Origin of the sequence: Tangfeifania diversioriginum, from assembly GCF_900141875.1 — a bacterium.
GTDB lineage: Bacteria > Bacteroidota > Bacteroidia > Bacteroidales > Prolixibacteraceae > Tangfeifania > Tangfeifania diversioriginum.
Genome location: NZ_FQZE01000005.1, coordinates 84,868 through 110,146 on the forward strand (window position 1 = coordinate 84,868; position 25,279 = coordinate 110,146).

Consider the following 25,279-nt stretch of genomic DNA (forward strand, 5'->3'; position numbering starts at 1 on the left):
TTTAGTCGTAATGAAACCGGCATTTGGCAATGAATATCTCATTGTCTTTTACCTGATAAATTAAGCGGTGTTCGTTATCAATTCTTCTCGACCAGAAACCTTTGTATTTATGTTTCAATGGTTCGGGTTTTCCCAGACCATAAAAAGGATTTCTAGCAATATCTTTAAGTAACTGATTGATTCGTTTTAAAATACGTTTGTCGTTCTTTTGCCAGTAGAGGTAATCTTCCCACGACTCATCAACAAAAACATATCTCATGGGAGAGGTTTTTAAGGTTCAATCAAATCTTTTTGAACGGAATTCCCATTTCTGTATTTTTCGATGGCAGCATCCAGTCGTTGTTCATTCCTCCGGGAAGAAAGTTCATGTTGAGTTGCACGCAGAGAGTTGTATTCGTTTAACGACATAATGACAACCCCTGAATCTTTGCCGCGGTTAATAATCAGTGTTTCAAAGTTTTCGGTTACGCTATCGAGGTATCGTTTAATTTCTTTTCTAAAATCGGAAAGTGTTGTTGTAATCATGTTTGCAAAATTTGTACATAATTATGTACAAATATAGTAATAAATCAGGACTTGTAAAAATGAAATTACTATACGTTTGTGTACTCAGACATTGATTAGTTTTCTGACTTCTCGCAGATTTTTTTGATTTCTGCGAAAATCAGCGCAATCAGCGGGAGAATTTTATTTAGATTTTTACAGGTGTTTTCAAAAATTTCAAGTCATTTCAATTTCCACATGACCGTTCGGAATAATGGATTTCAGTTTCACCCTTTCTAACTGGTTGATTAATTTTTTGTTGAAAGGAGTTTCCACCTTAATGTAATTTTCAGTGAATCCGCTCATGGTATCTCCGTTTTTCTGTGCTTCGAACAAAACGGTTTGCTCGCTTCCTAAATATTTTTGGTAGAAACTGCGCAGTTTTTTCTCCGATAAGTTGATGTACATCTGCGTGCGGCGTTTGCGGTCTTCCACATCCACTTTCCATGGGATTTTGAGTGCCTGGGTTCCGCTTCGTTCAGAGTAGGTGAATGCGTGCAGCTGGGAAATTTCGAGCCCGTTAATAAAATCGTACGATTCCTGGAAAAGTGTCTCCGTTTCGCCGTTGGTGCCGGCAATCACATCAACGCCAATAAAAGCGTGGGGCACCAGTTGGCGAATGAGTTCAATCCTGTGATTGAATAATTTTGTAGAGTACCTGCGTTTCATCAGCGATAAAACTTCGTCGGAACCCGATTGCAGCGGAATATGGAAATGTGGCATCAATACATTTGAACCCGCTACTAATTCAATAATATCATCTTTCAGCAGGTTGGGTTCGATGGAGCCCAGCCTCAAACGTTCGAGGCCATCGGTTTGCTCCAGTGCTTTTAACAAATCGAGGAAATTTTCGTCAGTCGATTTTCCGAAGTCGCCAATATTAACACCGGTTAAAACAATTTCTTTAAAACCTTTTGCTACGGCTTTTTGCGCCTCTTTTACCGTGTTTTTAATGGAGTCGTTCCGGCTGCGGCCACGGGCGTATGGAATAGTGCAGAACGAGCAATAGTAGTCGCATCCATCCTGAACTTTCAGGAAACTACGGGTACGGTCGCCCCACGAGAATGCCTGATGGTAGCTTTTAATGTCAGGCAGGCGGGTGGTCCGTATTTCGGTTGTTTTTTTCTTTTGCAGATTGCCGAGATATTCAGGTATTTTAAATTTTTCCTGTGTGCCCAATACGAGGTCAACACCTTTTATCTGGCCAATTTCCTGAGGTTTTAGCTGCGAGTAGCAGCCAACCACAATCACCATCGCATTCGGGTTTTTCTTTGTGGCCTGTCGAATGATATTCCGGCTCGATTTGTCGCCCTGATTGGTTACCGAGCAGGTGTTGATTACATAAACATCAGCTTCTTCATCAAAGTCAACACGCTCAAAACCTTTCTCGGTGAAAGTTCCTGCTATTGAGGATGTTTCGCTGAAATTGAGTTTGCATCCCAGTGTATAAAAAGCAGCTTTTTTCCCTTTATATCGCATTTAAATTCAGTCTAAATAAAAATGCAAAGTTAGAAAAAAGCTGCTTTTGGCAAATTGTAATTTAAAGCAAGTTGCTTGCAAGCTCTGCAAGGTAACTCCGTTCGCCCTTTACCAGGTTGATGTGGGCAAAAAGTTCCTGGTTCTTCAAGTGATCGACCATGTAGGAAAGGCCGTTCGATTTCATGTCGAGATAAGGTGAATCGATTTGCTGCAAGTCGCCTGTGAAAATCATTTTCGTACCCTCGCCGGCGCGTGTAATTATGGTTTTAATTTCATGTGGCGTCAGGTTTTGGGCTTCATCGATAATAAAAAATGAATTGGACAAACTGCGTCCGCGAATATAAGCCAGCGGGGTAATTACAAGCTTTTCATTTTTTTGCAGCTCTTCAATTTTCTGGTACTCCTGGCTGCGCGGATTAAACGCATGTTTTATTACCGAAAGATTGTCGAACAGCGGTTGCATGTACGGATTGATTTTTTCGGAGGCATCGCCGGGTAAAAAACCCAGATCGCGGTTACTGAGTGCCACAATTGGGCGCGCCAGTAAAATCTGATCGAACGATTTATGCATCTCGATTGCTGCTGCCAGTGCCAGCAGTGTTTTTCCGGTACCTGCTTTTCCGGTAAGCGCTACCAGCTGGATGTCCGGATCCATTAAAACATTCAGGCTGAAAGTTTGCTCCGCATTTCGTGGTTTTATGCCGTAAGCCGGTTTCTTTTCCACCCGCTTGATGCGTTTGTCTTTGGAGTCGTACCTGGCCAGCACACTTGAATTGTTGCCTTTAAAAATGAAACATTCATTGGCTTCGGGCTTAATTTCTTTGAATTCTTCAACGGCCACCGACGTTTGTTCGTACAACTTTTCAATTAAACTATCGTCGAAATTTTCGAATGTGGTGATGGTTTTATCCAGCACATTTTCATCGGTCACCTGGTCGGTTTTGTAATCCTCAGCTTTAATTCCGAGCGATTTGGCTTTCATGCGCAGGTTGATGTCCTTGCTCACCAAGATTGTTTTCCGGTTTTGGTACGCTTTCGAGGTGTAGTCGGCAATAGCCAGAATGCGGTGGTCCGGAATATCTTCGCGGAACGACGTTTTCATGGCCTCCGAAAACGGTTTGCCGGTTTCAATGCGCAGTTTGCCCTTTCCTTTTCCCAGCGATTTACCGCCGTTAAAAAGTTCGTCGCCCACAATCTCGTCAAGGACGCGCACAAATTCCCGTGCCTGGTAATTAATCAGGTCGTTTCCTCTTTTGAATTTATCCAGTTCCTCCAGTACGGTTATCGGAAGGATAATGTCGTTATCCTGAAACTGGTAAATACAAGTGTGATCGTGTAAAATGACATTCGTGTCGAGAATGAAAATTTTACTTTTACTGGTTTTGCTCAACATAGTTGTAGATTTGAATTTTCTAAATGTAGATAAATTCAAAATATTTGTTGAGGCACATTTCATTTTTTAATAAACTTGCAGCGGTTAATAAATATTTCTGATTTTGAATTATTCTGAAACACTTGATTATTTGTTTTCCCGTTTGCCCATGTATCAGCGGGTAGGGCCGGCGGCATACAAAAACAATCTCGATAATACTTTGCAGCTCGATAATTTTTACGGGAACCCGCACCGGCATTTTAAAACAATTCATGTTGCGGGAACCAACGGAAAAGGATCGGTTTCGCACATGCTGGCGGCTATTTTACAGTCGGCAGGTTATAAAACCGGACTTTACACCTCGCCCCATTTAAAAGATTTCAGGGAAAGAATTCGGATTGACGGGAAAATGATTCCTGAAAACGAAGTGGTTAACTGGGTTGAGAATTACAAAGTTAACGATGAGTTGCAGAAAATTGAACCTTCGTTTTTTGAGCTTACCGTGGCCATGGCTTTCGATTATTTTGCAAACGAAAAAGTGGATATTGCCATTGTGGAAGTTGGGTTGGGGGGCCGGCTCGACTCCACAAATATCATCACCCCGGAAGTTAGCATTATTACAAATATCGGGTTGGATCACACCGCCTTGCTCGGTGATTCGCTTGAAGCGATTGCAAAAGAGAAGGCCGGCATCATTAAAAACAAAATCCCGGTTGTTATCGGAACTACCCAGAATGAAACACAACAGGTTTTTACGGAAAAAGCTGGCGAACTATATGCTCCACTGTATTTTGCCGATAGAGAATATTCAGTTCGTTATGCCATGAATGATTTTGACGGAAATCAGCTTTTGGCAGTTGAGAAAAACGGGAAGCAGATTTACCGGCACTTGAAACTCGATTTGAAAGGTGCTTATCAGCAAAAGAATTTGCCGGCGGTTTTAAAAACGCTGGAGTTCCTGAAAACCAAAGGCTGGGGTATTTCACAGGAAAATATTGAAACGGGGTTGGCTGAGGTCAGCAAACTTACCGGATTGCTGGGACGTTGGCAGGTTTTAGATGTCAATCCGCGCATCGTTTGCGACACTGCCCACAATGCCGACGGACTAACTGAGATTGTGAAGCAGCTGGAACAAACTCCATATAAAAAATTGCATGTTGTTTTTGGGATGGTGAACGACAAGGAGCCGGAGAAAATTCTGAAACTGCTGCCACAAAATGCAGCGTACTATTTCACTAAAGCGAATATTCCGCGTGCCCTCGATGAAAATGTTCTGGCAAAATATGCTGCTGGATTTGGGTTGAAAGGACAGGCTTTTTCGGATGTTAATGATGCTTACAACGAGGCAAAAAAGAGTGCCGGAAAAGATGATTTTATTTTTGTGGGCGGGAGTACATTTATTGTTGCAGAAATTTTGTGAATTATTTTTGCAGAACTGAAAATACGTTTTATATTTGCAGCGCCTTTGAGGAAAGGGGGCGCGTTCAGAGAAACATTATTGGGGGGTTAGCTCAGTTGGTTCAGAGCACCTGGTTTACACCCAGGGGGTCACTGGTTCGAATCCAGTACTCCCCACAAGAAATTAAAGAGTTGCAAAGGTTGAAAGTTGCAGCTCTTTTTTTGTGGAAAGAAATAAGATTCATCCGGGGTCGCTGGTTCCCTCGAAGAGATCCCTTCGGGAGAATCCAGTACTCCCCACAAGAAATTAAAGAGTTGCAAAGGTTGAAAGTTGCAGCTCTTTTTTTGTGGAAAGAAATAAGATTCATCCGGGGTCGCTGGTTCCCTCGAAGAGATCCCTTCGGGAGAATCCAGTACTCCCCACAAGAAATTAAAGAGTTGCAAAGGTTGAAAGTTGCAGCTCTTTTTTTGTGGAAAGAAATAAGATTCATCCGGGGTCGCTGGTTCCCTCGAAGAGATCCCTACGGGAGAATCCAGTACTCCCCACAAGAAATTAAAGAGTTGCAGAGGTTGAAATTTGCAGCTCTTTTTTTGTGAAAGTTTAGTTTTTTATAGCATCTCGGGATGTTGTTTATTTGCTTTCCAGAAGTTCGTCTAAGTTTTCTAATGCCATTGTAAAGCCTTCTTTGAAGCCCATTTCAATTAGGCTTTCCATTTCTTTGAGACTCTCGAGTTTTAACGTGACATCTACTGTGGTTATTCCATTTTGTTCGGTGAATTTAATTATCCAGAAAGAACGTGGCGCATCTGAGTTTTCCTTGCCATTTTCATCGCAAAATGCATCCAGCCACGAAAGTGAATTTTTCAGTTCTATTTTCTTGTAATTAGCTTTGCACCATTGCATATCATTTTCGGGACTAATCATTGCGTATAACCACATTCCGCCTTCTCTGAAATCCAAAGATTTGGTTTTAATGTGATAAGGTTTGGGAGCCCACCATTGATCAAGGATTTCAGGTTTTGTCCAGGCTTCCCATACTAATTCAAGGTTTGCGGCAAATTCCCGTGTTATATTTAAGGAATTGCTTTCTTTGTTTACTCTAAAGTCAAATAATAAATTACGTTTCATCTTTCTCTTTTTTAATGGTTAATAAAACTTCGTCAAGTTGCTTGTACCGGTCTTCCCACATCTTCCTGAATGGCTCGAGCCATTGGTCAATTTCTTTCATTTTGTTAACCTGAAGTTGGTAATAAATTTCTCTGCCCTGTTGTTTTTGAGTTACCAGTTCACATTCTGTCAGAACGCGTAAATGTTTCGAAACGGCTTGTCGTGTTGTGTCGAAATGTTCAGCAATTGCATTGGGTGTCATTGATTGCATCGCAATGAGTGTTATTACTGCCCGCCTTGTTGGGTCTGCTATTGCTTTAAAAACATCTCGTTTCATCTTATTCAAAATTAATTAATGCAACTATTTGGTTGCAAATATATGTGCAACTATTTGGTTTCGCAAGTTTTTATCTGATTTTTTTTCAAAATTAATATATGAGTCTCTGTTTAATTGTTGGTTATAGCCTGCTGGATAAATGTTGTATTTTTGTGATAAACTCATCATCCAACGAAAAAGCTAATAAAAAAAAGGAGGAAAGAGCTGAGTACTATCCCAACTACACCGCTCCGCTAAATTAGCTGTTGGCGGTTCGTTGTTTTTATCATTCTTTCAAACTCAAACTGTCATAATATTTTTGAAAGTCAGTTTGTCCAAAAGAGAGGGTAGCCAAAAATGCAAGTATTACCGTTAAAACTTTTCTCATTTGTTTTTTACTTTTGTTCCAATCAACAACAATACGATTACAACAAAAATTGCAAGCGTATCAGGTATTAATTGCTTTATATTACTGCTGTCATTCAGTAGAGTAAAAAATGTAATAACAATCCAACGCATCGCTAAAATCACAATTATTAGCCATGAAGCAAACTTTAAGTTTGATTGATTCTTTCGAAAAGCCATTACCAGTAAGGCAATTCCGAAAATAAGATTTTCGATACCTATTATATGCCACACATAAGTGAGTGTAACAATTGTATTATTCTCAATTTTAGAATTTTCTAATATTTGCAAACTTTTTTCGACCCCATTCAGCGTGTGAGTAACTGCAAAGAGTACGCATAAAAATCCGACGATTAAATAGAAATAGTTTTTCACCATAATTTTTCAAAAATTAGAATGTTAGATACTTGGCTCTGCTCTGCATTCATTGTTGTTAAGCCTGATGTTCAAACGATAGTCAGTTTATAAATAAATTCTGCTATCTCTGTTTGTCGTGCATTTGCAAAACTTACTTCCCTGGCGATTTTGACAAAACCAGATTTTTCTAAAACTTTTTGTGAGGCATAATTGTCAAACGCAACTCGTGCATATATTGGTCTTTTAGTTTCGATATTAAGAAAATCAGCCAGGGCTTTTGTGGCAACTCCTTGTCCCCAAAATTTTTTGTCAATCCAATAAGTAATTTCCGCTTCTCTTTCCATTTCAAACTTCACAATACTTCCAACAATACTATTATTAAACGAGATTGTCATATAATTTATGGTTGGGGCGCTCAACAACTTCGTATGTTTGGTTAAATATGCTGATTTGTCTGTTGGGTCCTCAGGTATGAATGCGGCTAAATAACTTGCTTCGTCAAGTTGAAATTGAAAGAAAACGGGCAAGTCTTCAATTTCTGTTTGTCTAAGTTTTATGTCAAGCTTTTCGTTTGTCATTTTAACTTGCAGAGTAATTTTAAAATGCATCATCGTATGTGTTGGTGGTTTGTTGTTTATTTTTTTCGTTTGTAATGTAACTGAATTAATCCTGTATCAAATGTTTTTGCAGATATGAACTCAAGCGTTTGTTCAGGCCTTTCGTCTTTAAATAATCTTGTTCCATTCCCTAACAATACAGGAACGACTGAAATAATAAACTCATCAATGAAGTCATTTTTTAATAGTTCATTTATTATTTCCGCTCCACCGTCACAGTAAATATTTTTTCCGTTTTCGTTCTTCAGTTTTAATACTAATTCTGTTAGATTTCCGGTATAGAACTTTATTTTACCAACATTAGGTCTTTCGGTTCTTGTAATGACATACACATCTCTTTCGCCGTTATCATAGTGAGATGAGCCTATTTCTTTAAGCACATAATCATAGGTTTTTCTGCCAATAATCAAAGTGTCAATTGTATCAGTAAATTCTGCATAACCATAATCTTCGCCTTCTTTTTCTACCAATTTTAAGAAACTGAGGTCGTCATTAGGTTTTGCAATATAACCGTCTAAACTTGTTGCTATAAAAACTGATAATTTTCGCATTTGTCTTTTGTTTTTCAACTTTGTTTATGCAATAATTCGAGTCTCCGGGAAACTTACCTGCCCCCGTTTTTCATTTCCTGCACAGCCTTTTCACCAGCTTCCGTAATACCCATTATTTCTGTAAATACCCCAATCTCTTTTCGTGTATCGAAGAATACGATTTTAGCTATTGGTGTATCAAAGCTGCTTACAATAGAATAACCTTTGTTTTCAAATTCCGAAATAACTTTATCAAGATTGGTAACCGGTGTACTGTATGCAATATGCTGAAAACCACCTGCGGGGTTACTGTCGATGTAATCTTTAAAAATACTTTGACCTGAAAGTGGCTGAATGAGTTCAACAAAGATACCCCCCGAATAAGCCATAGTTACCAGATTTTCTGCATCTGAAGGCTTTCCGTAATAGGTTGCATCGTACTCCTTTAAGCGCGAAGTTACCGTTTCGCTAAAATTGTGTACTCCGAGCATTTCATGAAAAAATGTTTTTGTTCTTTCAACATCTTTCACTACCCACGCAATTTGAGAGAAATTTAAGCCAGATGAAATTTTCTTGTTTTTGTTGTCCATAGAAATCTTTTTTTGTTTGTCAGCAAATACTGTAGATTTTTGTGAATGGGATAGGGGTCTCATAATCAATGATATTTGAATAGTGTATATGTCTGAAGATTCCATCCAAATATCCATTCTTTTGATACGCATTAAAATTTTTGTAATGGCTTGTAGCTTTTTGGTCAAGCCACAAAAGCGTTTTTTGCTGTAGAGTAACGGGCTGCGAGAATCCGCAAACCACGATTTTATCCGAAATTTCCTGCATTTTTTTTATCAGATAAATCGAATCTGACCAGGGTATCACATGAAAAAACAGACTTGCTATTGCATAATCGTAATTTTCTGAGTGCTGGTAACTGCTGTCGAGTTTCTCACACCTAAAATCAACATTACTAAGATTCATTATTCGCTTTTGTTGAACCGCATAATCAATCAGCGGCTTTGATTTGTCGATTCCCAATCCGTATTTTATTTGTGATGAAAGCTTAAAAAGCAGGTCTCCGTTTCCGCATCCAAATTCGATTACGCTGGAATTTGGTTCAATCAAATCCATTATTTGATTTTTGATGGGAGCAAGGTTATCTTTAGCTTTTAATTTCATTCAGAATCATGTTTTATTCTGATTATTCAGGTTTCAGACCAACCGAGGCCTGGCCGTTTTCAGCGTTAAACGGAACTGAGCTGTGTGCATGGATAATCTGCCAGTTCCCATTCGTTTTTATGTAACAAGTTGTTTCCCGCCACCACATGTCCAGTTTTTCTCCATCGGGTTTTACTGCGTCGATGTGGTTTAGGCCGCTGCAATAGGCTAAGTCGCCGGTAGCCCTAATTTCAATATCCGCTATTTCATAGTCAATTATTTTTGAAAGGGTTGAGAGCCATTCATCCAATCTTTTTTTTAAAGTATCAATCCCAACCAGTTGAAGAGGGCCAACCACATCATAGGAAATTACATCCGTATGATAACCGGCCGTAGCTTTTTCCACATCTCTTTTTTTAATTGCTGACACTCTTTCGGTAATTATTTTCTTGATTTGCAGATTATCATTATCCATAATTATTCATTTTTTTAAATTAGTAGATACCCTATTCTGTGAAAATTTCAAAACAACCTGAAATATTAGTAAGACAGGCATATCAATGATTTAAAAGCTCAGCATTGCCTTAAAAATAAACATCATACCCTGCCAAAAGTTTTCTGCCGGAGGATACAGTCCGGTAATTGGCTCATTTGCGATTTGGTGATTAGTTGTATTGTCGTCATAAAGCTTGGTGATTGTTTTCGCATCAACTTTGATGAAAGTATCAACCCATTTTTGTAGTCCATTTCTTTTCACTGTTTTAAATTGTTTTTTTTGGAATGTTATATTTTGCAATAATTCTCAACTTTGTTTCCTGTTTACAGGCTTCACTAATTTGATGTGTGTAAAAGAGAAAACTCTGCTGCTAAAGCAGTTTGTCAGCGTAAAATTGATAGCTGGTTTATTCTTCCAGAACGGTGGCATGTCGGCCAGTATGTGCTAATAGCCGAATGATTCTCTCAGCATTTATCTGATCCGGACACTCTACTCGTAAAATTTTATCGCAGTCCTCCAGGTCGAAGTTGGCTCTGTATGCCGGAAACTGCCGGTGAATTCGCCTGACCAGCGATTCAGCCTGCTCCGGGTTGTCAACGTTGGTTTTGAAAACTTCTACCATAGAACCTCCTTTAAGCTATAATTCCTCGGCCACTGAATGCTTCATACAATAATGACCTTAGCGCGATATGTTGTCACTTCTTCCAGAACCGGGGACATTGCTATGTCTCGATTTTTGCAAATGCCGTTAAGATTAATATATTGATTTCTATGCATCACAATTACTTAAACAAAGATGAAATCGTTTTTTGGAAAGAAGGTTGTGTGATTACGACAATATGAAGGGGTAATAGCGACATGCACCTGCCCGGAGAACCGGATTCCGGAATTGTTTCGTAATTCCGGAATGCATTTGATTTTATTCACCTTTTCGTCTTAGGGGTTTCACTTTTCGTCGATTTTCAGAATCATTAATCAGTTCATTAAGCCGTTTCTGCCGTGTCTTTTCTTGTTTGGCGCTCATTACCCAATGAATGGCAGTTCTCTGGTAATAAGGTGCCTGAGAAGTAAAAAATGCCCAGGCTTTTTTGTTTTCTTTGAAGGTAGATTCAAACTCTTTACTGAAAGTCACCTGGGGTTGTTCAAATGAATACACCCTGGATTTTTTTTCTTTTCGCTGATCAAATGCTTTTCTTCCGGAGGGGTGCATCCGGTTTTTCCCGATTAGTATTCGAGCGGTTTTGATGTTTTTGTCGCTCCAGTTGCTTCCCGGCTTTCGGGGGGTGAAGCGAATTTTATAGCTTTCTTCATCAATGGATTTTCTGAGGCCGTCAATCCAGCCGAAGCTGATAGCCACTTTCACTGATTCGTCCCATGTGATGCTTTCCTTGCCCGAAGACTTCTTGTAAAAGCCGACCCAAAGCTCATTCAGCTTATTGTGATTTTCAGCAAGGAAATCCCCAAAGTCGTTGTAGGTTTTAAAAAATTCCGGTTTCATGGGGCAATAAATATAAAACGTTGATTTATTTTACCAGTGCGCTTAATTCTTTTGTGAACTCATCAGCCATTTCAGGTCTGCCGTGAAATTGTGCAGGCGTGTTCTGAAATAGGTCAACTTTCCAAACGTCGTTTTGCTTTACTGCGGTTATAGTTTGAATTGCATTTGCTGCCGGATTGATCGCTTTTTGTCCGGGGGGTATCATGCCGACAATGGCTCGCAGGATGGCGACCTCTGGTTTCAAAAAGCGCATATCTTTAACTTTCCATACATAAATGGCTGTTTGATGATGGTTAAATATTTTTGATATTTCAGCTTCAATTTCATCTCTGCCTTTATACAAGCTGCCATCAAAACCAATCGATTCCCCATTATCGGTAAATAGTGATGCCATTTTGGTCGCATCCTGGTTGTTCCAGGCTTTTAATAAATCAGAGTGTAGGGTTTCTAATTTCTTATTGTCCATTATCCTTTCGTTTATAGTTTATTAAAACTGTTTCCATTAGTCAATAGTGTGTAACTGCCAATTCGTTATTCTGTTATTAGTTTATTGTCCTTTGCAGGGAAAGTCAGGATTAACGTGAGTTTGTTATCATTTGATTTGTGGTTATTAATTGAGCAAACCATCGTTTAATTATTTTATTATGATATTCAATAATTTTATCTGCTTTCATAAATGAGTTGTCATAAGTACTGTGACCATCACTTATCAAAGTTGTTGGAATGCCTTTCCCAAATGCACTTTTGCAGGTTGTATCGATACAGTACTCAGTTTGGAGACCTGCTATCACAATAGAATTGATATTATTCGAAGTCAAAATATTTGATAACTTGGTTTTAAAGAATGCATCGGGAGTGTGCTTGTCAATATAAAAATCAGTAGGTTCTGAATGGATTTTTGAATATACTTCCCAGAGTTTTGTCCCCTTTACTAAATCTTCGTCAATATGCCGGACGAAGATAATTGGCTTATCATGTTTTCTGAACCAATCAATAAGTTGGTTGATATTATTTATCAAACTGGTTTCATTATATACAGAATCATCAGGATCCACGAAAAATCCTTCCTGCACATCAATAACAATTAGTGCTTCTTTCATATTTTATTAGTTTAAAATTAACAACCAGATTACAGTATTTTTTTTGTGTTTTTAAGTGTTTGCCATTCGTGGTTAATTTTTTAGTGACTTATCCTTTTTTAATTTTGTTGAAAAGCGTTACGCCCAATCATCACCTTCATTGTAGCATTGGAAGGTATTTCTCATAATTGTCAACAATCACCCAAAGCAAAATCGCAAATAATAGAAGCGGCATAAGGAGCCCCGAAGGTGCAACCGTTATATGATGAACAAGGATCCCGATCATAACCGGGAAAATGACAATTGCTCCCAATGCTCTGCTTTTCTTTGGGATAAAAAGGAGCCCCCCGATGATTTCGGCTACAGCAACCAGGGGCTGCACCCACCCAATACTGTTGAAAGCTTCCATCGTTTTCACCACCTGTTCAGGGAGATCCTCCGGGACGGGCATGTAATAGAAAAATTTGTTGAGCCCCGAGTTAATGAATGCCAGTCCGAAAAGGAGGCTGGCAGCAAATAAGATTTTATTTTTCATCGTTTCAAGTATTTAGTTTAACACGGAAATATTAACGTGCTTTAGCAGTAAGACAACCACTCTTTTCGTTTTTTTACACATTAAGTATATTAAGACAAATTTATCTTTTTTGTTTGAGAATAAAAAAAAGTTTACCGAAAAGTGATAGTTTGCCTAGGATTAATTGAACTAAAGTGTTTTATCAAAAATGATGTGCTGGCTGCAACCGGGAATGTGTATCAAAAATACTGAGTGTTTTTTGAAGAATTGATTTTAAGACTTGGTTCCCACATACACCCCAACACAAAGAATGAATAAATTTCTTCTGCTTAATTATTCGTTAAAATTTTGTAATTATTTGATATAAAAATCTCAATCCTCTTCCAGCACACAATACCCCAACCTGAAGGTCGGGACTATTTTGGGTGGCTTCTTCCATCCATTATCAAGAGAACAAAAACCAGACTGATTAGTTACAACATTGTATTTTGTGAAATTTATGCTTATAAATTATCATGTTCGTTTCATCAGAACAAAACTTGATTTTTAATGGCTAATGCCTGCCGCCAGGTGGGGGCGACAAGGCAGATGAAGGAATTATAATTGCCTTTATTCCCCGGGGGGTGCTTCATGCAATACTTCCTTCATTTTCGGAATAACCATTTTCCATCCCCGCAAAGATTCTTCAAACCTCTTTTCAGCGTTTTCGGCACCTTGAAAATCTCCTTGCGTGATTATCAATTTACAACCAGTTTTTTGGGGGAGAATGTCGTAAGTTAAGTCCACGTAGTTTTCGGGGATGTCATCCAATCCCAAATTGGGATCAAACATTGTGAAAGTAACCTTTCTTTGGGGAACAACCTCCATTATTTCTCCTTTGACATAAACGACATCCCGGTTGGCTTCGTTTTTTCCCTGCCAGACAATTGGCGTTCCAACTTTCCAATCGGACAGCACTTCACAACCAAACATGTATTGTTTCGTCATTTCAGGGTTTATTAATAAATCCCAAACCTTTTCAGCATTAGCTTTGAATGTAAGTTCTTCTCTGACAATAAGTGACTGTTTCATAGCTTTTTCATTTGGTTAAAATCCAAATTTGAGGAGTTTTTTAATGCTTTTGTTACAGAATCGGGATTATTTCTAACACAATTGGGAGAAATCCCAAATTCTTTTTTGAAGGCGTTTGAAAAATGCTGAGGGGAACTATATCCGGTTTCGTATGCAATCTCTTTTGAAGGCTTTCCGGTTTCCAGCAATAGTTGTTTTGCCATAAACATCCGGGTTTTATGAATATACCCAAAAACAGTTGTGCCAAAAAGCTCTTTAAATCCTTTCTTTAGTTTGTATTCGTTTACCCCAACCTGTTTGGAAAGTTCCACAATGGTTGGGGGATTATCAATTCTGTACGACAGGAACTCTCTGGCCTCAATCAATTTTTGTTTGTCCCGGCCTGACTTGATAGTTTTATTTGAGTTTTGGTGTTCATGTAGCTCGGCCTGTAAAACCAATAATTCTATACTCTTTGACAGAAGGAAAAGGTTTCTTAATTGGTCATTGTACGTGCAATCGATAATTTCCCTTAATACCTGCCGGATTTTAAAGTTATTGGTTTTCCATTCGTCCGAAAGGATGCAGTTTTTTCGATTAATTACTTTATCCGTAAATCTTTTTAAAGGCTCATTTCCATTTTGACCTATTTCAATAAATGTGTTGGTGCTGAAGTTTATTCCAAGTGTTTCTATTCTTTTGGTATTGTTATGGACCTCAATATCCAAACCATCAGAATACATTATATTGTTATGATATCCTGAAAGCAAAAAAGACCTGTTTATTTGCTTAAAATTAAAATCATAGCTGCCCCCCAGACCAATATGGAGCCGTACAAAATTTGTATCATCCGCAAATTTGGTTGTCTCAAAAGAATGATAGTCAATAATATTATGCGAAATTTGGATGTCGTCCAATTTCCACAGATTTGTTGCTCTTTTTTTTATGTTCTCCTTCTGCTTCATTTGTGTTTTCCCTTGAACAATGGAATTCCCGACTGGGTTTTAAAGTTTTGTAGGTTTTCGTTTCTCTTTTTCCAATCGTTAATGCATTTTCTATTACAGTCATTTTTCTGTGCCAATAGTTTTTCATTTCTTCTTTTGTGGCATTGTCAAAAAGTTTTTCCTGATTCCAAATTGCCAACATCTTTGGGGCGTCCAACGGGTTTTTCTTGTTTTTTATTGAATTCTTGTCCGATTGAATGTCCATTGATCCCCTATGTGATAATACAGATCATTAAAATAGCAAACGCTTTATTCATAGGCCAATGAGTTATTATTTTATGTCCGAATAAAAAACACACCACAAAATAGTTTGTTCACACAAGGCTATCTGACAGCCATTTCCGTAATGATTTTCTCCAAACAAGCATGGTGTTGTTACACTTTAAAATTTTGGTAGGGACTGGAAGATTTCAGGTCAAGCTCAACTGGTAATTTGTGCTGTAAAGACTCCGGATACGGAAATCTACAAACTACGATTTTATCCGATATTTCCTGCATCTTTTTCATCAGGTAAATTGAATCTGGCGACGATATAACATGAAAAAATACGTTGGTAATTGAAGAATTGAATCTTCCTTATGACGGATTAAACTTCTGAGGCATTTGAAAGAAAAAACAGCCTTTCTGTCAAAAGCAATAAACGATTTAGGAGATGTACTGGATTCCATCCCAATTGAAAAAGGCGACATCGAAGAACCGATTGCTGGCAGAATTGAAAAAATTATCAGTGATAAAGGGGAAAAGGGAAAAAGATGCTTTGTTTGAATTCAAAAAGTTTCAATCCAGTTTGAACGCTTTTTCAGCTTTCTCTTCAAATTCTTCGGGCAGTTCGCTGAAAAATTGTTTCAGCCGGGGCCAAAGTTTCAGCTGGTTCATTTCGCGGAGGTGCTCAATCTGATTTTCCAGGATCTGCTGTTCCTCTGAATTGAATTGGTAATCCGAAAGGCGTAACTCAACTGCCAGAATATGCAAATCGTGATCGTCTCCCAGGTGGTCGTTAATAATATTGAGTTGTTCGCTTCGGGCTTTAAAATATTTCGGGTGCATCAACCGTATAAAATCGAGCTGGTAAAATAAGCGCTTCAACTTTTTTCGCAGTGAATGGATCGCTTCGGGAGTAGGAGCGTCAGGCAGTTCAGAGAAAAAAATATAGCCTGTGAGGTACGAGTTGTTGATTTCCCGTACCAGGTGAACTTTTGATACTTTGCTGTTTTCTGAACCGGTAATGGATGACTCAAGTTTTGAAAAGAAACTGCCGATTGATTTGCAGATTTCTTTTCCTTTGAAACCTTGATCAATTGCTTTTTTGTTCTTCCCGTGCAGTTTTGCTTCTGCGTCTTTTATTTTTCGTTCAGGAATAAGTTTTTTCCCCGTCAGTTCTTTTTCAAAGAGCTCGACATTCACATACGATTCGCGCAGCGGAGAAAGTATTTTCCCGAGTTGTTTTATTTCCTTGCGAATGCTTTTGGCTTCGCTCCCGGGCACCTGTTCATAAAAGCGGATTAATGACCGTAACCGTTTAAATATTTTGCGCAGTTCATGCACGGTAATGTTTGGCGAAATATTTTCAACACTACAAAAATACTCAGCCCTTTCGGTTTGGCGAAGAATAGTATGTGCCAGCTTGTTTCCTGCGTTCTGTGTCATAAAAAACTAATTTTACAGGAATTACAAAGTTAGCAATAAAACCAAAGAGGTCAAAGTCCGGTTTTTTGAAATGACTTTGATAATGAATCGCTTGAAATAACAAATCTCAAATGAATTCCAAATCACAAATTTTAAAAAATCCAAATGTGTGCAAAATGTTTGGATTTCAGGATATTTTATTTTTGGTGTTTATTTGAGATCTGGTAATTGGAATTTGTAATTTTCGATTAGTCTATTCTTTCAAATCCGCAATACGGCACCAGCACCTTCGGAATTTTTATTCCTTCCGGGGTCTGATTATTTTCGAGCAGTGCGGCAACAATCCGGGGCAGTGCCAGTGCACTTCCGTTCAAAGTGTGGGCCAGTTGCGGCTTTCTCACACCTTCTTCGCGAAAACGCAGTTTAAGCCTGTTGGCCTGGAACGATTCAAAATTGGAAACCGAACTCACCTCGAGCCACTTTTTCTGAGCGGCAGAATAAACCTCGAAATCGTAAGTCAGTGCAGCGGTAAAACTGATGTCGCCGCCGCAAAGTCGTAACACGCGGTAGGGAAGTTCAAGTTTCTCAACGAGCGAAGCCACGTGTTTCACCATCTCGTCCAGTACTTCATACGATTTGTCGGGGTGGGCAATTTGTACAACTTCCACTTTGTCGAACTGGTGCAGGCGGTTCAAACCGCGTACATCTTTTCCGTACGACCCCGCTTCACGACGGAAACAGGCACTGTACGCCGTGTTTTTGTAGGGCAGATTTTTGGCATCCAGAATTACATCGCGGTAAATGTTAGTCACAGGTACTTCGGCGGTGGGAATAAGGTAGAGATTATCGCCGGTAATATGATACATTTGGCCCTCTTTGTCGGGCAACTGTCCCGTGCCAAAACCGGAGGCTTCGTTTACTACCAGCGGCGGTTGCACCTCTTCGTAGCCTGCTTTTCGTGCTTCATCCAAAAAGAAATTAATAAGCGCCCGCTGCAACTGCGATCCTTTTCCGCGGTACACCGGGAAACCTGCGCCGGTGAGTTTCACGCCCAGCTCAAAATCGATGAGATTGTATTTTTGTGCCAGTTCCCAGTGAGGCAAAACATCGTCGGCCATTTTGGGCAGTTCGCCTTTGGAAGTAACTACTTCGTTATCTTCTTCACCTTTTCCTTCAGGCACCGATTCGTGTGGCAGGTTGGGCAACTGAACCAGCAATTCATTCACCCGGGTTTCGATACCGCCAAATTGTTCGTCAACCTTTCTGATGTTTTCCTTCAGTTGCGAGGTGCGCTCTTTGGCAGTGTTGGCTTCTTCTGTCTTTCCTTCACGGAACAACTGACCAATCTCCTTCGAGATTTTATTCATCTCAGCTTTGGCCTCGTCGGCCTGGTTCTGCAACTTGTTTTTTTGCCGGTATAAATCGATGATTTGACCTACAATTTCACTGGCATCGAAATTTTTGCGATTCAGTTTTTCGACCACCAGTTCCGGGTTATCCTGAATGAATTTAAGGTTGAGCATGACTTCCTGTTTAAATAAGGTACAAATTTAATAAATGATACGGCACAACCGTTGTGTAGAAAAAGTAAATTGGACTAAAAAAAAAATCTCCTGCCGAAACCGACAGAAGATTTTCATCTCTTCTTCGGAAGTATCTGGCTTTTTTTGTTATCTGTTCTTCCAAATCTCAGGATCTCTGCTTGTATGCAGAACAGCAGAAACAATTATGGTTTTATTGATTTCGTCAATTGAATAATGCACCAAAAACGGGAACACATTTAAAACAGCAGTTCTCACATCGTTGTAACGTACATTTGAAGCTCTAGGATTTTTTCTAATAAAGTTGACCTTTTCACGGACTTCTGTAGTGAACCTTTTACCAAGCCCGTTTTGTTGTTTATTATACCATTTGGCAGCTTCGCGGATATCTTCCTTCGCAAGAGGCAGGATCACAGATTTATACATTACAAATCATTTTCGATATCGTCCATGGCAGAGTCGAAATCCAAAGCAGAATCAGGATTCTTTTTGTGGTTTTCAAGGCGTTTTAACACCAACCTTTTTTGCCATTCCGGGATATCGATGTCTTCGCTTTCAATATCCTTGTATTTACTTTTAAGTTCGTTCCAATCATTAATAGGAATAAAAACGCCGGTTGTTTTTCCTTTGCTGTCCGAAATATATTGCAGGTTCATAATTTCAACTTTTATCTGTTATCTTTTTGCTAATGTTTTGTTCCAATTCGAAGTCAGGATTGAAGCATTCATTTCTACACAAATTTACAAAAAAAATCTCCTGCCGAAACCGACAGGAGATTTTATCTCTTTTTCGGGAAATGCATCCCGGAATTTTTTTTACTTCTCTTTTGCCAGTTCTTTGGCTTGTTCAATCCACGGTGCCGGGTCTTTTGAAGCGTAACGGCTTCCGGCTTCTTCGAGGATCTCATGGAGTTTTTCAACCGATGTTGCAGCAAAATTTTCAAATGTTGCAATTCCTGCCGTGTTGAAAACTTCTTCTAATTTCGGACCTACGCCATCGAGTTTTTTGAGGTCGTCTTTTTCAACCGCATTTTTAGCCTGTGCCTTCGGCGCTTCTGCTTTTGGCGCTTCGTCTTTTGTTTCAGTTGCCGGTTTGGCTTCTGTTTTTGGTTTTTCAGCTTTCGGCGCTTTTGGGGCCGGAGCTTCTGCCACTGCAGTTTCTACTTCTGCAAGCGGCTCAACCGATACAAAAGAGCGGTCTTTTCTTTTTCTTTTAAAAACAACAGTGCCGTCGATCAATGAAAACAGGGTATGATCTTTTCCCATTCCCACATTTTCGCCCGGGTAATGTTGTGTTCCACGCTGGCGTACTAAAATATTACCAGCTTTGGCAAACTGACCTCCGTAAATTTTTACTCCCAGTCGTTTGCTTTCCGATTCGCGTCCGTTCTTCGAACTACCTACACCTTTCTTATGAGCCATGGTAAATGTTTTTTAGTTATCCAACAATGTTTTCAATTTGCACTTGTGTGAACCGCTGACGGTGACCGTTTAGTTTTTTGTAGCCTTTTCTTCTTTTCTTTTTGAAGACAAGCACTTTGTCACCTTTTACATGTGCCAGCACTTTGGCTGACACTTTTGCACCTTTTACGGTGGGCGTTCCTACGGCAATTTTACCGTCGTTGTCAACCAACAACACTTTGTCAAAATCTACCGAGTCGCCTTCCTGGGCATCCAACTGGTGGACATACAGTTTTTTGTCTTTTTCCACCTTAAACTGGTGCCCTGCAATCTCTACAATCGCGTACATAATTTCAATTTTAATGTTTACACCGCCAGGCGTGAATCACTTTTGATTCCTCTTTTTTAAGCCTGAACGATTCAAAATTTGGACTGCAAAAGTAGTTATTTTTAGATAATTGGCAAATTAATGGAAGTTATTTTAAAATTCAACACGAAGGGTATTGAATTTTTATGCACTTACTTTTAAAACCGGTATCCGGCAGAAAGTCCAAAACCTGTATTTTTTAACACCGATTGATCGTCAGGGATAAATTCATTTTCCCAGTTAATATTCAACATGCCCAATTGTGTGTTGAACTGAAAAAATAAACCGCCGGGAAGTTCGTAACCGGCAAAAATGTTACCGCCTGCATCAAAAGGCCGTACATAAAAAATATCTGAACTGTCTGAGTTGCTGCCTTCTTTAAATTTAACATCATATTCCATTGAGCCCGAGTCGGATTCCCAGATGACTTTTCCGCCAACTCCATAAGCTAAATAGGGGCCAAATCCCAACATAAAATGGCCATTGCCCAGCTGTGCTTTATAGACAAAATTCAACGGCATTTCCAAATAGGAAAGCCTGATTTTGGAGGCCAGTGCCATTTCTAAACCTTCAGGGTTTTGGGCTCCTTTTGTTGACAGCATAAGCCCGGGTTGAAAATAAAACTCGGGTGCTACCGGAATCTGGGCATTCACTCCACCATGGTATCCCAGCAGAAGATCGTATTCGAGCTGGTCGCCGTCGGCATCTTTCCCGTTTAAATTTTGAAAATTCACTCCGCCAAGCACGGCAAATGAAGTTTTTGAGGAATTATTATTGAATTGGGCAACTGCAGACATTGCCGTAAATACGATAAGTATGGTAATGGTTAAAAATTTTGTTTTCATTTTTTTGAATTTTTAATTTGATTCTACTTTGATTTAAAACTGAATGTCAGGGTGTTAAAATAAGAAGGAATACTATTAGCTGCCAGCTTCTTGTTCTGCCTCAGCTTTCATTTTTTCGTTGGCAGTAATTAAAAAGTCAACCCTGCGGTTTTGGGCTCGTCCTTCCTCTGTATCGTTGGTATATTTCGGATACAATTCCCCCATGCCAATCTCGGTAATTCGCCGATTTGAAATTCCGTTTTGAACCAAATAGTCGGAAACTGAACCGGCGCGTTGTTCTGATAATCTTTGGTTGTAGGATTCTGAACCGGTGCTGTCAGTATGTCCCTGAATTTCAATGTTGGTGTCCGGGTAATTGTTCAATACAACTACCAGTTTGTCGAGATTGTTTCTTGCGTCAGCCGAAAGATTTGATTGGTCGAAACCAAACAGGATTTTGCTGTTGAATTCAACTACAATTCCTTCTCCCACGCGTTCTACCTGTGCATCGGGTACTGTGTTTTTTATTTCTTCGGCCTGTTTATCCATTTGCCGGCCAATAACTGCACCGGTTGCACCACCGGCTGCGGCTCCGATAATTGCCCCAAGGGCTGTATTTCCTGATGCTTTACCAACAATTGCACCGGCAGCGCCACCGGCTGCAGTGCCAACTGCCGCACCTTTTTGCGTTTTATTCCACGAAGCACAACCGCCAAAAATCAAGGCAGCGCTAAACATCATCACTAAACTAAGTCTGAGCTTTTGCATAATTAATTAATGTATTTGTTTTTTTACGTCATTACTAATTCCAGATTTCATAATTTCTAACCAATAACTATGAAATCCTGGAATGTTAACGTCTAAAGTTCAAAAAGGATTCCAAAAATCGTGTTGAAAAAGCAGTTGTCTGCTTTCTGTCAAATGCTCAATAATGTAATTTTTTGAATGTCATTTTGTTGTATTTGTTTTGTTAATTTTTGGGTTTAATGGCAAAGATGAATAGGCTGACATTATGAACTATCAAAATGATAATTTTTTATCAATTTGTAGGTTTTAGGGGGATTGAAATGTGTAAAATTTCCTTCAAAGGAATCAAGTGTATGTTTAAATTGATCGCGTTGGCACCATTCTGAGTGTTCACCCAATAAAAATTTTGAGAGAACACTCAGAATAATCTGTCAATAGGGAACTTCTGTGTTTTTATTTCCGCATTTCTTTATATGCATTTATCAATCCATTCGTGGAGTCATCGTGTCCGGTAACCGGTTCGCTGCCTTCCAGCTCGGGAAGAATCGTTTTGGCCAGTTGTTTGCCCAGCTCAACGCCCCACTGGTCGAAACTGTAAATGTTCCAGATTACTCCCTGAACAAAAATTTTGTGTTCGTACATGGCAATAAGCGAACCCAACGTGCGGGGCGTCAATTTTTTCACAAGAATAGAATTGGTAGGAATATTTCCCTGGAAAACTTTAAAAGGCAGCAGTGATTCAATTTCCTCGTCCGTTTTTCCTGCTGCTTTAAGCTCGGCTTTCACCTGTTCTTTAGTTTTGCCTACCATCATGGCTTCGGTTTGGGCAAAAAAGTTGGCCAGTAGTTTCGGATGGTGGTCGCTAATTGGGTTGTGGCTCACAGCCGGTGCAATAAAATCACAAGGAATCAGTTTGGTTCCCTGGTGAATCAGCTGATAAAAAGCGTGTTGTCCGTTGGTTCCCGGTTCGCCCCAGATGATTGGGCCGGTCTGGTAATCCACCTGTTTTCCGTTTCGGTCCACATATTTTCCGTTACTTTCCATGTTTCCCTGCTGGAAATAGGCAGCAAAACGGTGCATGTACTGGTCGTAAGGCAAAATGGCCTCGGTTTCGGCGCCGTAAAAATTGTTGTACCAAATGCCAATTAATGCCAAAATGACCGGGATATTTTTGTCGAATTCCGTATTGCGGAAATGATTATCCATGGCATGAGCGCCTTCCAAAAGCTGAATGTAGTTTTCAAATCCAATACCCAAAACAATGGAAAGCCCGATGGCCGACCAGAGCGAATAACGGCCGCCCACCCAGTTCCAAAAACGGAACATGTTTTTGGTGTCGATGCCAAATTTTGCCACTTCTTCTTTATTGGTCGAAACGGCTACAAAATGGCTTTTAATGAAATTTTCATTTTTTGCTGAATCTAAAAACCAGCTGCGTGCCGAGTTGGCGTTGGTCATGGTTTCCTGGGTGGTAAACGTTTTGGAAGCCACGATAAACAGGGTGGTTTCCGGATTCACTTCTTTAAGTGTTTCGGCAATGTGTGTTCCGTCCACGTTCGACACAAAATGCAGGTTGAGATGGTTTTTGTAGGGCTTCAATGCCTCGGTTACCATCAGAGGGCCAAGGTCGGAACCGCCAATGCCAATATTTACCACGTCGGTAATCGGTTTTCCGGTGTAACCTTTCCATTCACCCGAAATCACTTTTTCAGAAAAATCTTTCATTTGATCGAGCACTGCATTCACCTCGGGCATTACATCCTCGCCATCAACTATTATTGGTGAATTGCTGCGGTTGCGCAGGGCTACGTGCAACACTGCACGGTTTTCAGTGGCATTTATTTTTTCACCCGAAAACATGCTTTCGATGGCATTTTTCAGTCCACACTCGCCGGCTAACTCAATCAAAGCCGCTTTAGCCGTATCGTCCAAACAGTTTTTTGAGTAATCCACCAAAATATCTTCGAATTTCAGTGAATACTTTTCAAAGCGGTTGCTGTCGTTTTCAAAAAGATTTTTAATGTGTGTTTCGCTGAAGGTTTCATAATATTCTTCCAGCTTTTTCCATGCGCCGGTAGTAGTCGGATTTATTTTTGGTAACATAGTTTTTGAAATTTTTAAAAGCAGGAGGTTTCGTTTAAATGAACCAACTGCTTAATAGTTATAAGACAAAGATAATGCTTTAATAAAAATCACAGCATTTGAGCAGGAATCCTTAATTATTGCTTAATAACAGGCAAGCCGTTTTTTTATACTTTTGTCCACAATTAGTAAATTAAAAATGGTAAAGAGGTCAGACGCATTTAAGGGGTATTTTTTCGCCATTCTGGCAACAATTGCATTTTCGAATGTTTACATTTTCAGCAAAGCGGCCTTAAATGAAGTTCACCTTGCACAGTTTGGGGTTTACTGGTTTTTTATCAGCACGGTTTTAAGTTTGGGGTATGCATTTTGGAACAATAAATTAAAACAACTTTATAGCCTCACCAAACGCCAGGTGCATATTTTAATCACGCTCGGGTTTCTCGAAATTTTCACTACCACAACCTTTTTTCTCTCCATCAATATAATCCCCGATCCGGCAGTAACCTCGTTTTTGGGAAACCTTTTCCCGGTGATGCTGGCAGTTGGCGGGGTAGTGGTTTTGGGCGAAAAGTTCGGGCCGGTTGAAACCGGCGGGGCAGTTTTGGCCCTGGTTGGCGCATTCGTAATTAGCTACACCGGTGAAACTTCACTTGAAAAACTTTTCATTCCCGGCACCGGAATTGTTGTGCTGAACGCTTTTTTTGCTACCACAGCCTCACTCGTTGTAAAGACGAATGTGCGGAAACTGAGTCCCGAATTGCTGGGCCTGAACCGCTCTGTTTGGCTGCTGGTATTTTCGTTTATAATGATTTTTGTTTATGGAAAATCGTTTGTCATTCCCGTTTCGGCATTGAAAAACATTGCAGTGGGTGCTGCGCTCGGGCCATTTTTGGCTGTTCTTACAGTGTATTACTCATTTAGCTACATAAATGCTTCGCGGTCGTCGGTGGTGCAAAGCCTGAAAGGTATTTTTGTATTGCTGGGCGCTTACCTTGTTTTCGGTTCGTTTCCGCTTCCACACCAGTTTGTGGGCGGATTGATAACAGTTGCCGGAGTTTTGGTAATGACACTCGGCCAGGCCGGAGTATTCAACCTGAGGCGTGGTAAATAAAAACGAAAATTTCACGTTTTAACTCAGCAGAAGTTTTTATTCTGAATATTTTTAGCAATGAATTAAATTCAAAATTATTATGAGAATTACTCTTTTTTTTCTACTTCTTTTCGGATTGCACAGCATGCTCCTGGCTCAGGAAGAATTAATTGAGTTGAATGATGAACCCATTGAATTTGAGGCGGATGGATTCTATATAAAGCGGGTGACAGATAGCCGTTCAAATAAAGACAGCATTGGGTTTGCCCAAAAGGGCGTATTCAAAAAAGATAAAGTGCCGGCCCGGTTTAAAGATGGCCTCGAACCCGCTATTTACAATTTTTTGAAAGAAAATTTCAGGCAGGATTTTTCAGGTGTTCCGGTTGTAATGTATGTTAACTATTTGCATGTTTCAGAAACTATGGGAGTGCCAATAACAGGAACAGCAGATATCAAATTGGAATTTCTGAGGGAAAAAGACGGAAGTGTGGGAAGACTGTACGAGTCCGAGGCGTTTGTTGAAAAACCCGCCCTGAATGTGACCAAAACGCATGAACAACGTATTCGCGAAGTAATTGCCACTTGCCTGGAAAGTTTTAATGAATCGGACTGGAAAACAATTGAGCCGGTGTATTTTAAGGAAGGCGATAAAAATTGAACACAGTATTGCCATTTTAACCT

At 39.7% G+C, this 25,279-nt stretch carries 34 protein-coding genes and 1 tRNA gene; 5 read left to right on the forward strand and 30 right to left on the reverse strand.

Going from position 1 to position 25,279, the window contains the following annotated elements:
• Window position 1: 1 nt before the first annotated feature.
• The 4 genes from BUC07_RS04725 to BUC07_RS04740 all read right to left on the reverse strand — a co-directional run bounded on the left by BUC07_RS04725 (window position 2) and on the right by BUC07_RS04740 (window position 3,415).
• On the reverse strand, window positions 2-259 hold the full coding sequence (locus BUC07_RS04725; protein ID WP_073166312.1) for a Txe/YoeB family addiction module toxin: 258 nt from the start codon (window positions 257-259) through the stop codon (window positions 2-4).
• Between the two features lie 11 nt (window positions 260-270).
• A complete protein-coding gene (locus BUC07_RS04730; RefSeq protein ID WP_073166316.1) occupies window positions 271-525 on the reverse strand; it encodes a type II toxin-antitoxin system Phd/YefM family antitoxin in 255 nt (84 codons plus the stop codon).
• Between the two features lie 195 nt (window positions 526-720).
• Window positions 721-2,022 carry a tRNA (N(6)-L-threonylcarbamoyladenosine(37)-C(2))-methylthiotransferase MtaB gene (mtaB, locus tag BUC07_RS04735; RefSeq protein ID WP_073166319.1) on the reverse strand — a complete coding sequence of 434 codons (1,302 nt, stop codon included), beginning with the start codon at window positions 2,020-2,022 and terminating at the stop codon, window positions 721-723.
• Window positions 2,023-2,083: 61 nt separating this feature from the next.
• Entirely contained in the window at window positions 2,084-3,415 is a 1,332-nt protein-coding gene (locus BUC07_RS04740) for a PhoH family protein (RefSeq protein ID WP_073166322.1), read from the reverse strand.
• 103 nt (window positions 3,416-3,518) lie between these two features.
• On the opposite strand from BUC07_RS04740, the gene BUC07_RS04745 reads away from it, so the two are divergent.
• The gene (locus tag BUC07_RS04745) at window positions 3,519-4,814 is read left to right on the forward strand and encodes a bifunctional folylpolyglutamate synthase/dihydrofolate synthase (RefSeq protein WP_073166325.1); all 1,296 of its coding nucleotides are present in this window, start codon (window positions 3,519-3,521) and stop codon (window positions 4,812-4,814) included.
• 80 nt (window positions 4,815-4,894) lie between these two features.
• Window positions 4,895-4,969: transfer RNA gene (locus BUC07_RS04750), tRNA-Val, on the forward strand.
• A 454-nt stretch (window positions 4,970-5,423) separates the two neighbouring features.
• Here the strand turns inward: BUC07_RS04750 and BUC07_RS04760 are convergent.
• The 17 genes from BUC07_RS04760 to BUC07_RS20880 form a co-directional block, all read right to left on the reverse strand.
• Window positions 5,424-5,921, reverse strand: coding sequence for an SRPBCC family protein (locus tag BUC07_RS04760; protein WP_073166332.1), 498 nt, complete (start codon window positions 5,919-5,921; stop codon window positions 5,424-5,426).
• Window positions 5,911-6,237, reverse strand: a complete 327-nt coding sequence (locus BUC07_RS04765; RefSeq protein ID WP_073166335.1) for an ArsR/SmtB family transcription factor — start codon at window positions 6,235-6,237, stop codon at window positions 5,911-5,913. Before BUC07_RS04765 ends, BUC07_RS04760 begins: the two co-directional genes overlap by 11 nt.
• 363 nt (window positions 6,238-6,600) lie before the next feature.
• Window positions 6,601-6,999: a hypothetical protein gene (locus BUC07_RS04770; protein WP_073166338.1), complete on the reverse strand. Its 399-nt coding sequence runs from the start codon at window positions 6,997-6,999 to the stop codon at window positions 6,601-6,603.
• 68 nt (window positions 7,000-7,067) lie between these two features.
• Complete coding sequence (locus BUC07_RS04775) at window positions 7,068-7,556, reverse strand: GNAT family N-acetyltransferase (RefSeq protein ID WP_073166341.1); 489 nt, start codon at window positions 7,554-7,556, stop codon at window positions 7,068-7,070.
• A gap of 56 nt (window positions 7,557-7,612) precedes the next feature.
• Window positions 7,613-8,146: a dihydrofolate reductase family protein gene (locus BUC07_RS04780; protein WP_073166343.1), complete on the reverse strand. Its 534-nt coding sequence runs from the start codon at window positions 8,144-8,146 to the stop codon at window positions 7,613-7,615.
• Between the two features lie 53 nt (window positions 8,147-8,199).
• Entirely contained in the window at window positions 8,200-8,715 is a 516-nt protein-coding gene (locus tag BUC07_RS04785; protein WP_073166346.1) for a VOC family protein, read from the reverse strand.
• Window positions 8,716-8,734: 19 nt separating this feature from the next.
• On the reverse strand, window positions 8,735-9,298 hold the full coding sequence (locus tag BUC07_RS04790; protein ID WP_073166349.1) for a class I SAM-dependent methyltransferase: 564 nt from the start codon (window positions 9,296-9,298) through the stop codon (window positions 8,735-8,737).
• A gap of 22 nt (window positions 9,299-9,320) precedes the next feature.
• Window positions 9,321-9,752, reverse strand: coding sequence for a YybH family protein (locus tag BUC07_RS04795; RefSeq protein ID WP_073166352.1), 432 nt, complete (start codon window positions 9,750-9,752; stop codon window positions 9,321-9,323).
• Between the two features lie 90 nt (window positions 9,753-9,842).
• Entirely contained in the window at window positions 9,843-10,034 is a 192-nt protein-coding gene (locus BUC07_RS04800; RefSeq protein ID WP_175552462.1) for a hypothetical protein, read from the reverse strand.
• 145 nt (window positions 10,035-10,179) lie between these two features.
• Complete coding sequence (locus BUC07_RS04805; RefSeq protein WP_073166357.1) at window positions 10,180-10,395, reverse strand: hypothetical protein; 216 nt, start codon at window positions 10,393-10,395, stop codon at window positions 10,180-10,182.
• Between the two features lie 297 nt (window positions 10,396-10,692).
• Entirely contained in the window at window positions 10,693-11,271 is a 579-nt protein-coding gene (locus tag BUC07_RS04810) for a YdeI/OmpD-associated family protein (RefSeq protein ID WP_073166359.1), read from the reverse strand.
• A gap of 25 nt (window positions 11,272-11,296) precedes the next feature.
• Complete coding sequence (locus tag BUC07_RS04815) at window positions 11,297-11,737, reverse strand: SgcJ/EcaC family oxidoreductase (RefSeq protein ID WP_073166362.1); 441 nt, start codon at window positions 11,735-11,737, stop codon at window positions 11,297-11,299.
• A gap of 109 nt (window positions 11,738-11,846) precedes the next feature.
• Window positions 11,847-12,371 (reverse strand): cysteine hydrolase family protein, encoded by a 525-nt coding sequence (locus BUC07_RS04820; protein ID WP_073166365.1) that lies wholly within the window; start codon window positions 12,369-12,371, stop codon window positions 11,847-11,849.
• Window positions 12,372-12,507: 136 nt separating this feature from the next.
• Window positions 12,508-12,885: a DoxX family membrane protein gene (locus BUC07_RS04825; protein ID WP_073166368.1), complete on the reverse strand. Its 378-nt coding sequence runs from the start codon at window positions 12,883-12,885 to the stop codon at window positions 12,508-12,510.
• Window positions 12,886-13,473: 588 nt separating this feature from the next.
• Window positions 13,474-13,935, reverse strand: a complete 462-nt coding sequence (locus BUC07_RS04830; RefSeq protein WP_073166371.1) for an SRPBCC domain-containing protein — start codon at window positions 13,933-13,935, stop codon at window positions 13,474-13,476.
• Window positions 13,932-14,831, reverse strand: coding sequence for a helix-turn-helix transcriptional regulator (locus BUC07_RS04835; protein ID WP_073166375.1), 900 nt, complete (start codon window positions 14,829-14,831; stop codon window positions 13,932-13,934). The genes BUC07_RS04830 and BUC07_RS04835 overlap by 4 nt, the downstream gene beginning before the upstream one ends.
• On the reverse strand, window positions 14,806-15,123 hold the full coding sequence (locus BUC07_RS20880; protein WP_073166378.1) for a hypothetical protein: 318 nt from the start codon (window positions 15,121-15,123) through the stop codon (window positions 14,806-14,808). The genes BUC07_RS04835 and BUC07_RS20880 overlap by 26 nt, the downstream gene beginning before the upstream one ends.
• A 398-nt stretch (window positions 15,124-15,521) precedes the next feature.
• On the opposite strand from BUC07_RS20880, the gene BUC07_RS20885 reads away from it, so the two are divergent.
• The gene (locus tag BUC07_RS20885; protein ID WP_175552463.1) at window positions 15,522-15,683 is read left to right on the forward strand and encodes a hypothetical protein; all 162 of its coding nucleotides are present in this window, start codon (window positions 15,522-15,524) and stop codon (window positions 15,681-15,683) included.
• A 12-nt stretch (window positions 15,684-15,695) separates the two neighbouring features.
• Here the strand turns inward: BUC07_RS20885 and BUC07_RS04845 are convergent, their stop codons facing one another.
• The 9 genes from BUC07_RS04845 to pgi form a co-directional block, all read right to left on the reverse strand.
• Entirely contained in the window at window positions 15,696-16,565 is an 870-nt protein-coding gene (locus tag BUC07_RS04845) for a CHAD domain-containing protein (RefSeq protein ID WP_073166381.1), read from the reverse strand.
• Between the two features lie 227 nt (window positions 16,566-16,792).
• Entirely contained in the window at window positions 16,793-18,067 is a 1,275-nt protein-coding gene (gene serS / locus BUC07_RS04850; RefSeq protein WP_073166384.1) for a serine--tRNA ligase, read from the reverse strand.
• 147 nt (window positions 18,068-18,214) lie between these two features.
• Window positions 18,215-18,511, reverse strand: a complete 297-nt coding sequence (locus tag BUC07_RS04855) for a type II toxin-antitoxin system RelE/ParE family toxin (RefSeq protein ID WP_073166387.1) — start codon at window positions 18,509-18,511, stop codon at window positions 18,215-18,217.
• A complete protein-coding gene (locus tag BUC07_RS04860) occupies window positions 18,511-18,741 on the reverse strand; it encodes a hypothetical protein (RefSeq protein ID WP_073166392.1) in 231 nt (76 codons plus the stop codon). Before BUC07_RS04860 ends, BUC07_RS04855 begins: the two co-directional genes overlap by 1 nt.
• A gap of 159 nt (window positions 18,742-18,900) precedes the next feature.
• A complete protein-coding gene (rpmA, locus tag BUC07_RS21725) occupies window positions 18,901-19,506 on the reverse strand; it encodes a 50S ribosomal protein L27 (RefSeq protein ID WP_073166397.1) in 606 nt (201 codons plus the stop codon).
• 16 nt (window positions 19,507-19,522) lie between these two features.
• Window positions 19,523-19,834 carry a 50S ribosomal protein L21 gene (gene rplU, locus BUC07_RS04870; protein WP_073166400.1) on the reverse strand — a complete coding sequence of 104 codons (312 nt, stop codon included), beginning with the start codon at window positions 19,832-19,834 and terminating at the stop codon, window positions 19,523-19,525.
• A gap of 176 nt (window positions 19,835-20,010) precedes the next feature.
• Window positions 20,011-20,697: a porin family protein gene (locus BUC07_RS04875; RefSeq protein ID WP_073166403.1), complete on the reverse strand. Its 687-nt coding sequence runs from the start codon at window positions 20,695-20,697 to the stop codon at window positions 20,011-20,013.
• A gap of 75 nt (window positions 20,698-20,772) precedes the next feature.
• Window positions 20,773-21,444, reverse strand: coding sequence for a YiaD family glycine zipper/OmpA-like lipoprotein (locus BUC07_RS04880; protein ID WP_073166406.1), 672 nt, complete (start codon window positions 21,442-21,444; stop codon window positions 20,773-20,775).
• Between the two features lie 432 nt (window positions 21,445-21,876).
• Window positions 21,877-23,526 (reverse strand): glucose-6-phosphate isomerase, encoded by a 1,650-nt coding sequence (pgi, locus tag BUC07_RS04885; RefSeq protein WP_073166408.1) that lies wholly within the window; start codon window positions 23,524-23,526, stop codon window positions 21,877-21,879.
• A gap of 178 nt (window positions 23,527-23,704) precedes the next feature.
• Here pgi and BUC07_RS04890 point away from each other — a divergent pair, with 178 nt between their 5' ends.
• Both BUC07_RS04890 and BUC07_RS04895 read left to right on the forward strand, forming a co-directional pair.
• Entirely contained in the window at window positions 23,705-24,619 is a 915-nt protein-coding gene (locus BUC07_RS04890; protein ID WP_073166411.1) for a DMT family transporter, read from the forward strand.
• Window positions 24,620-24,698: 79 nt separating this feature from the next.
• Entirely contained in the window at window positions 24,699-25,256 is a 558-nt protein-coding gene (locus BUC07_RS04895) for a hypothetical protein (protein WP_073166414.1), read from the forward strand.
• The last annotated feature ends 23 nt before the right edge of the window (window positions 25,257-25,279 follow it).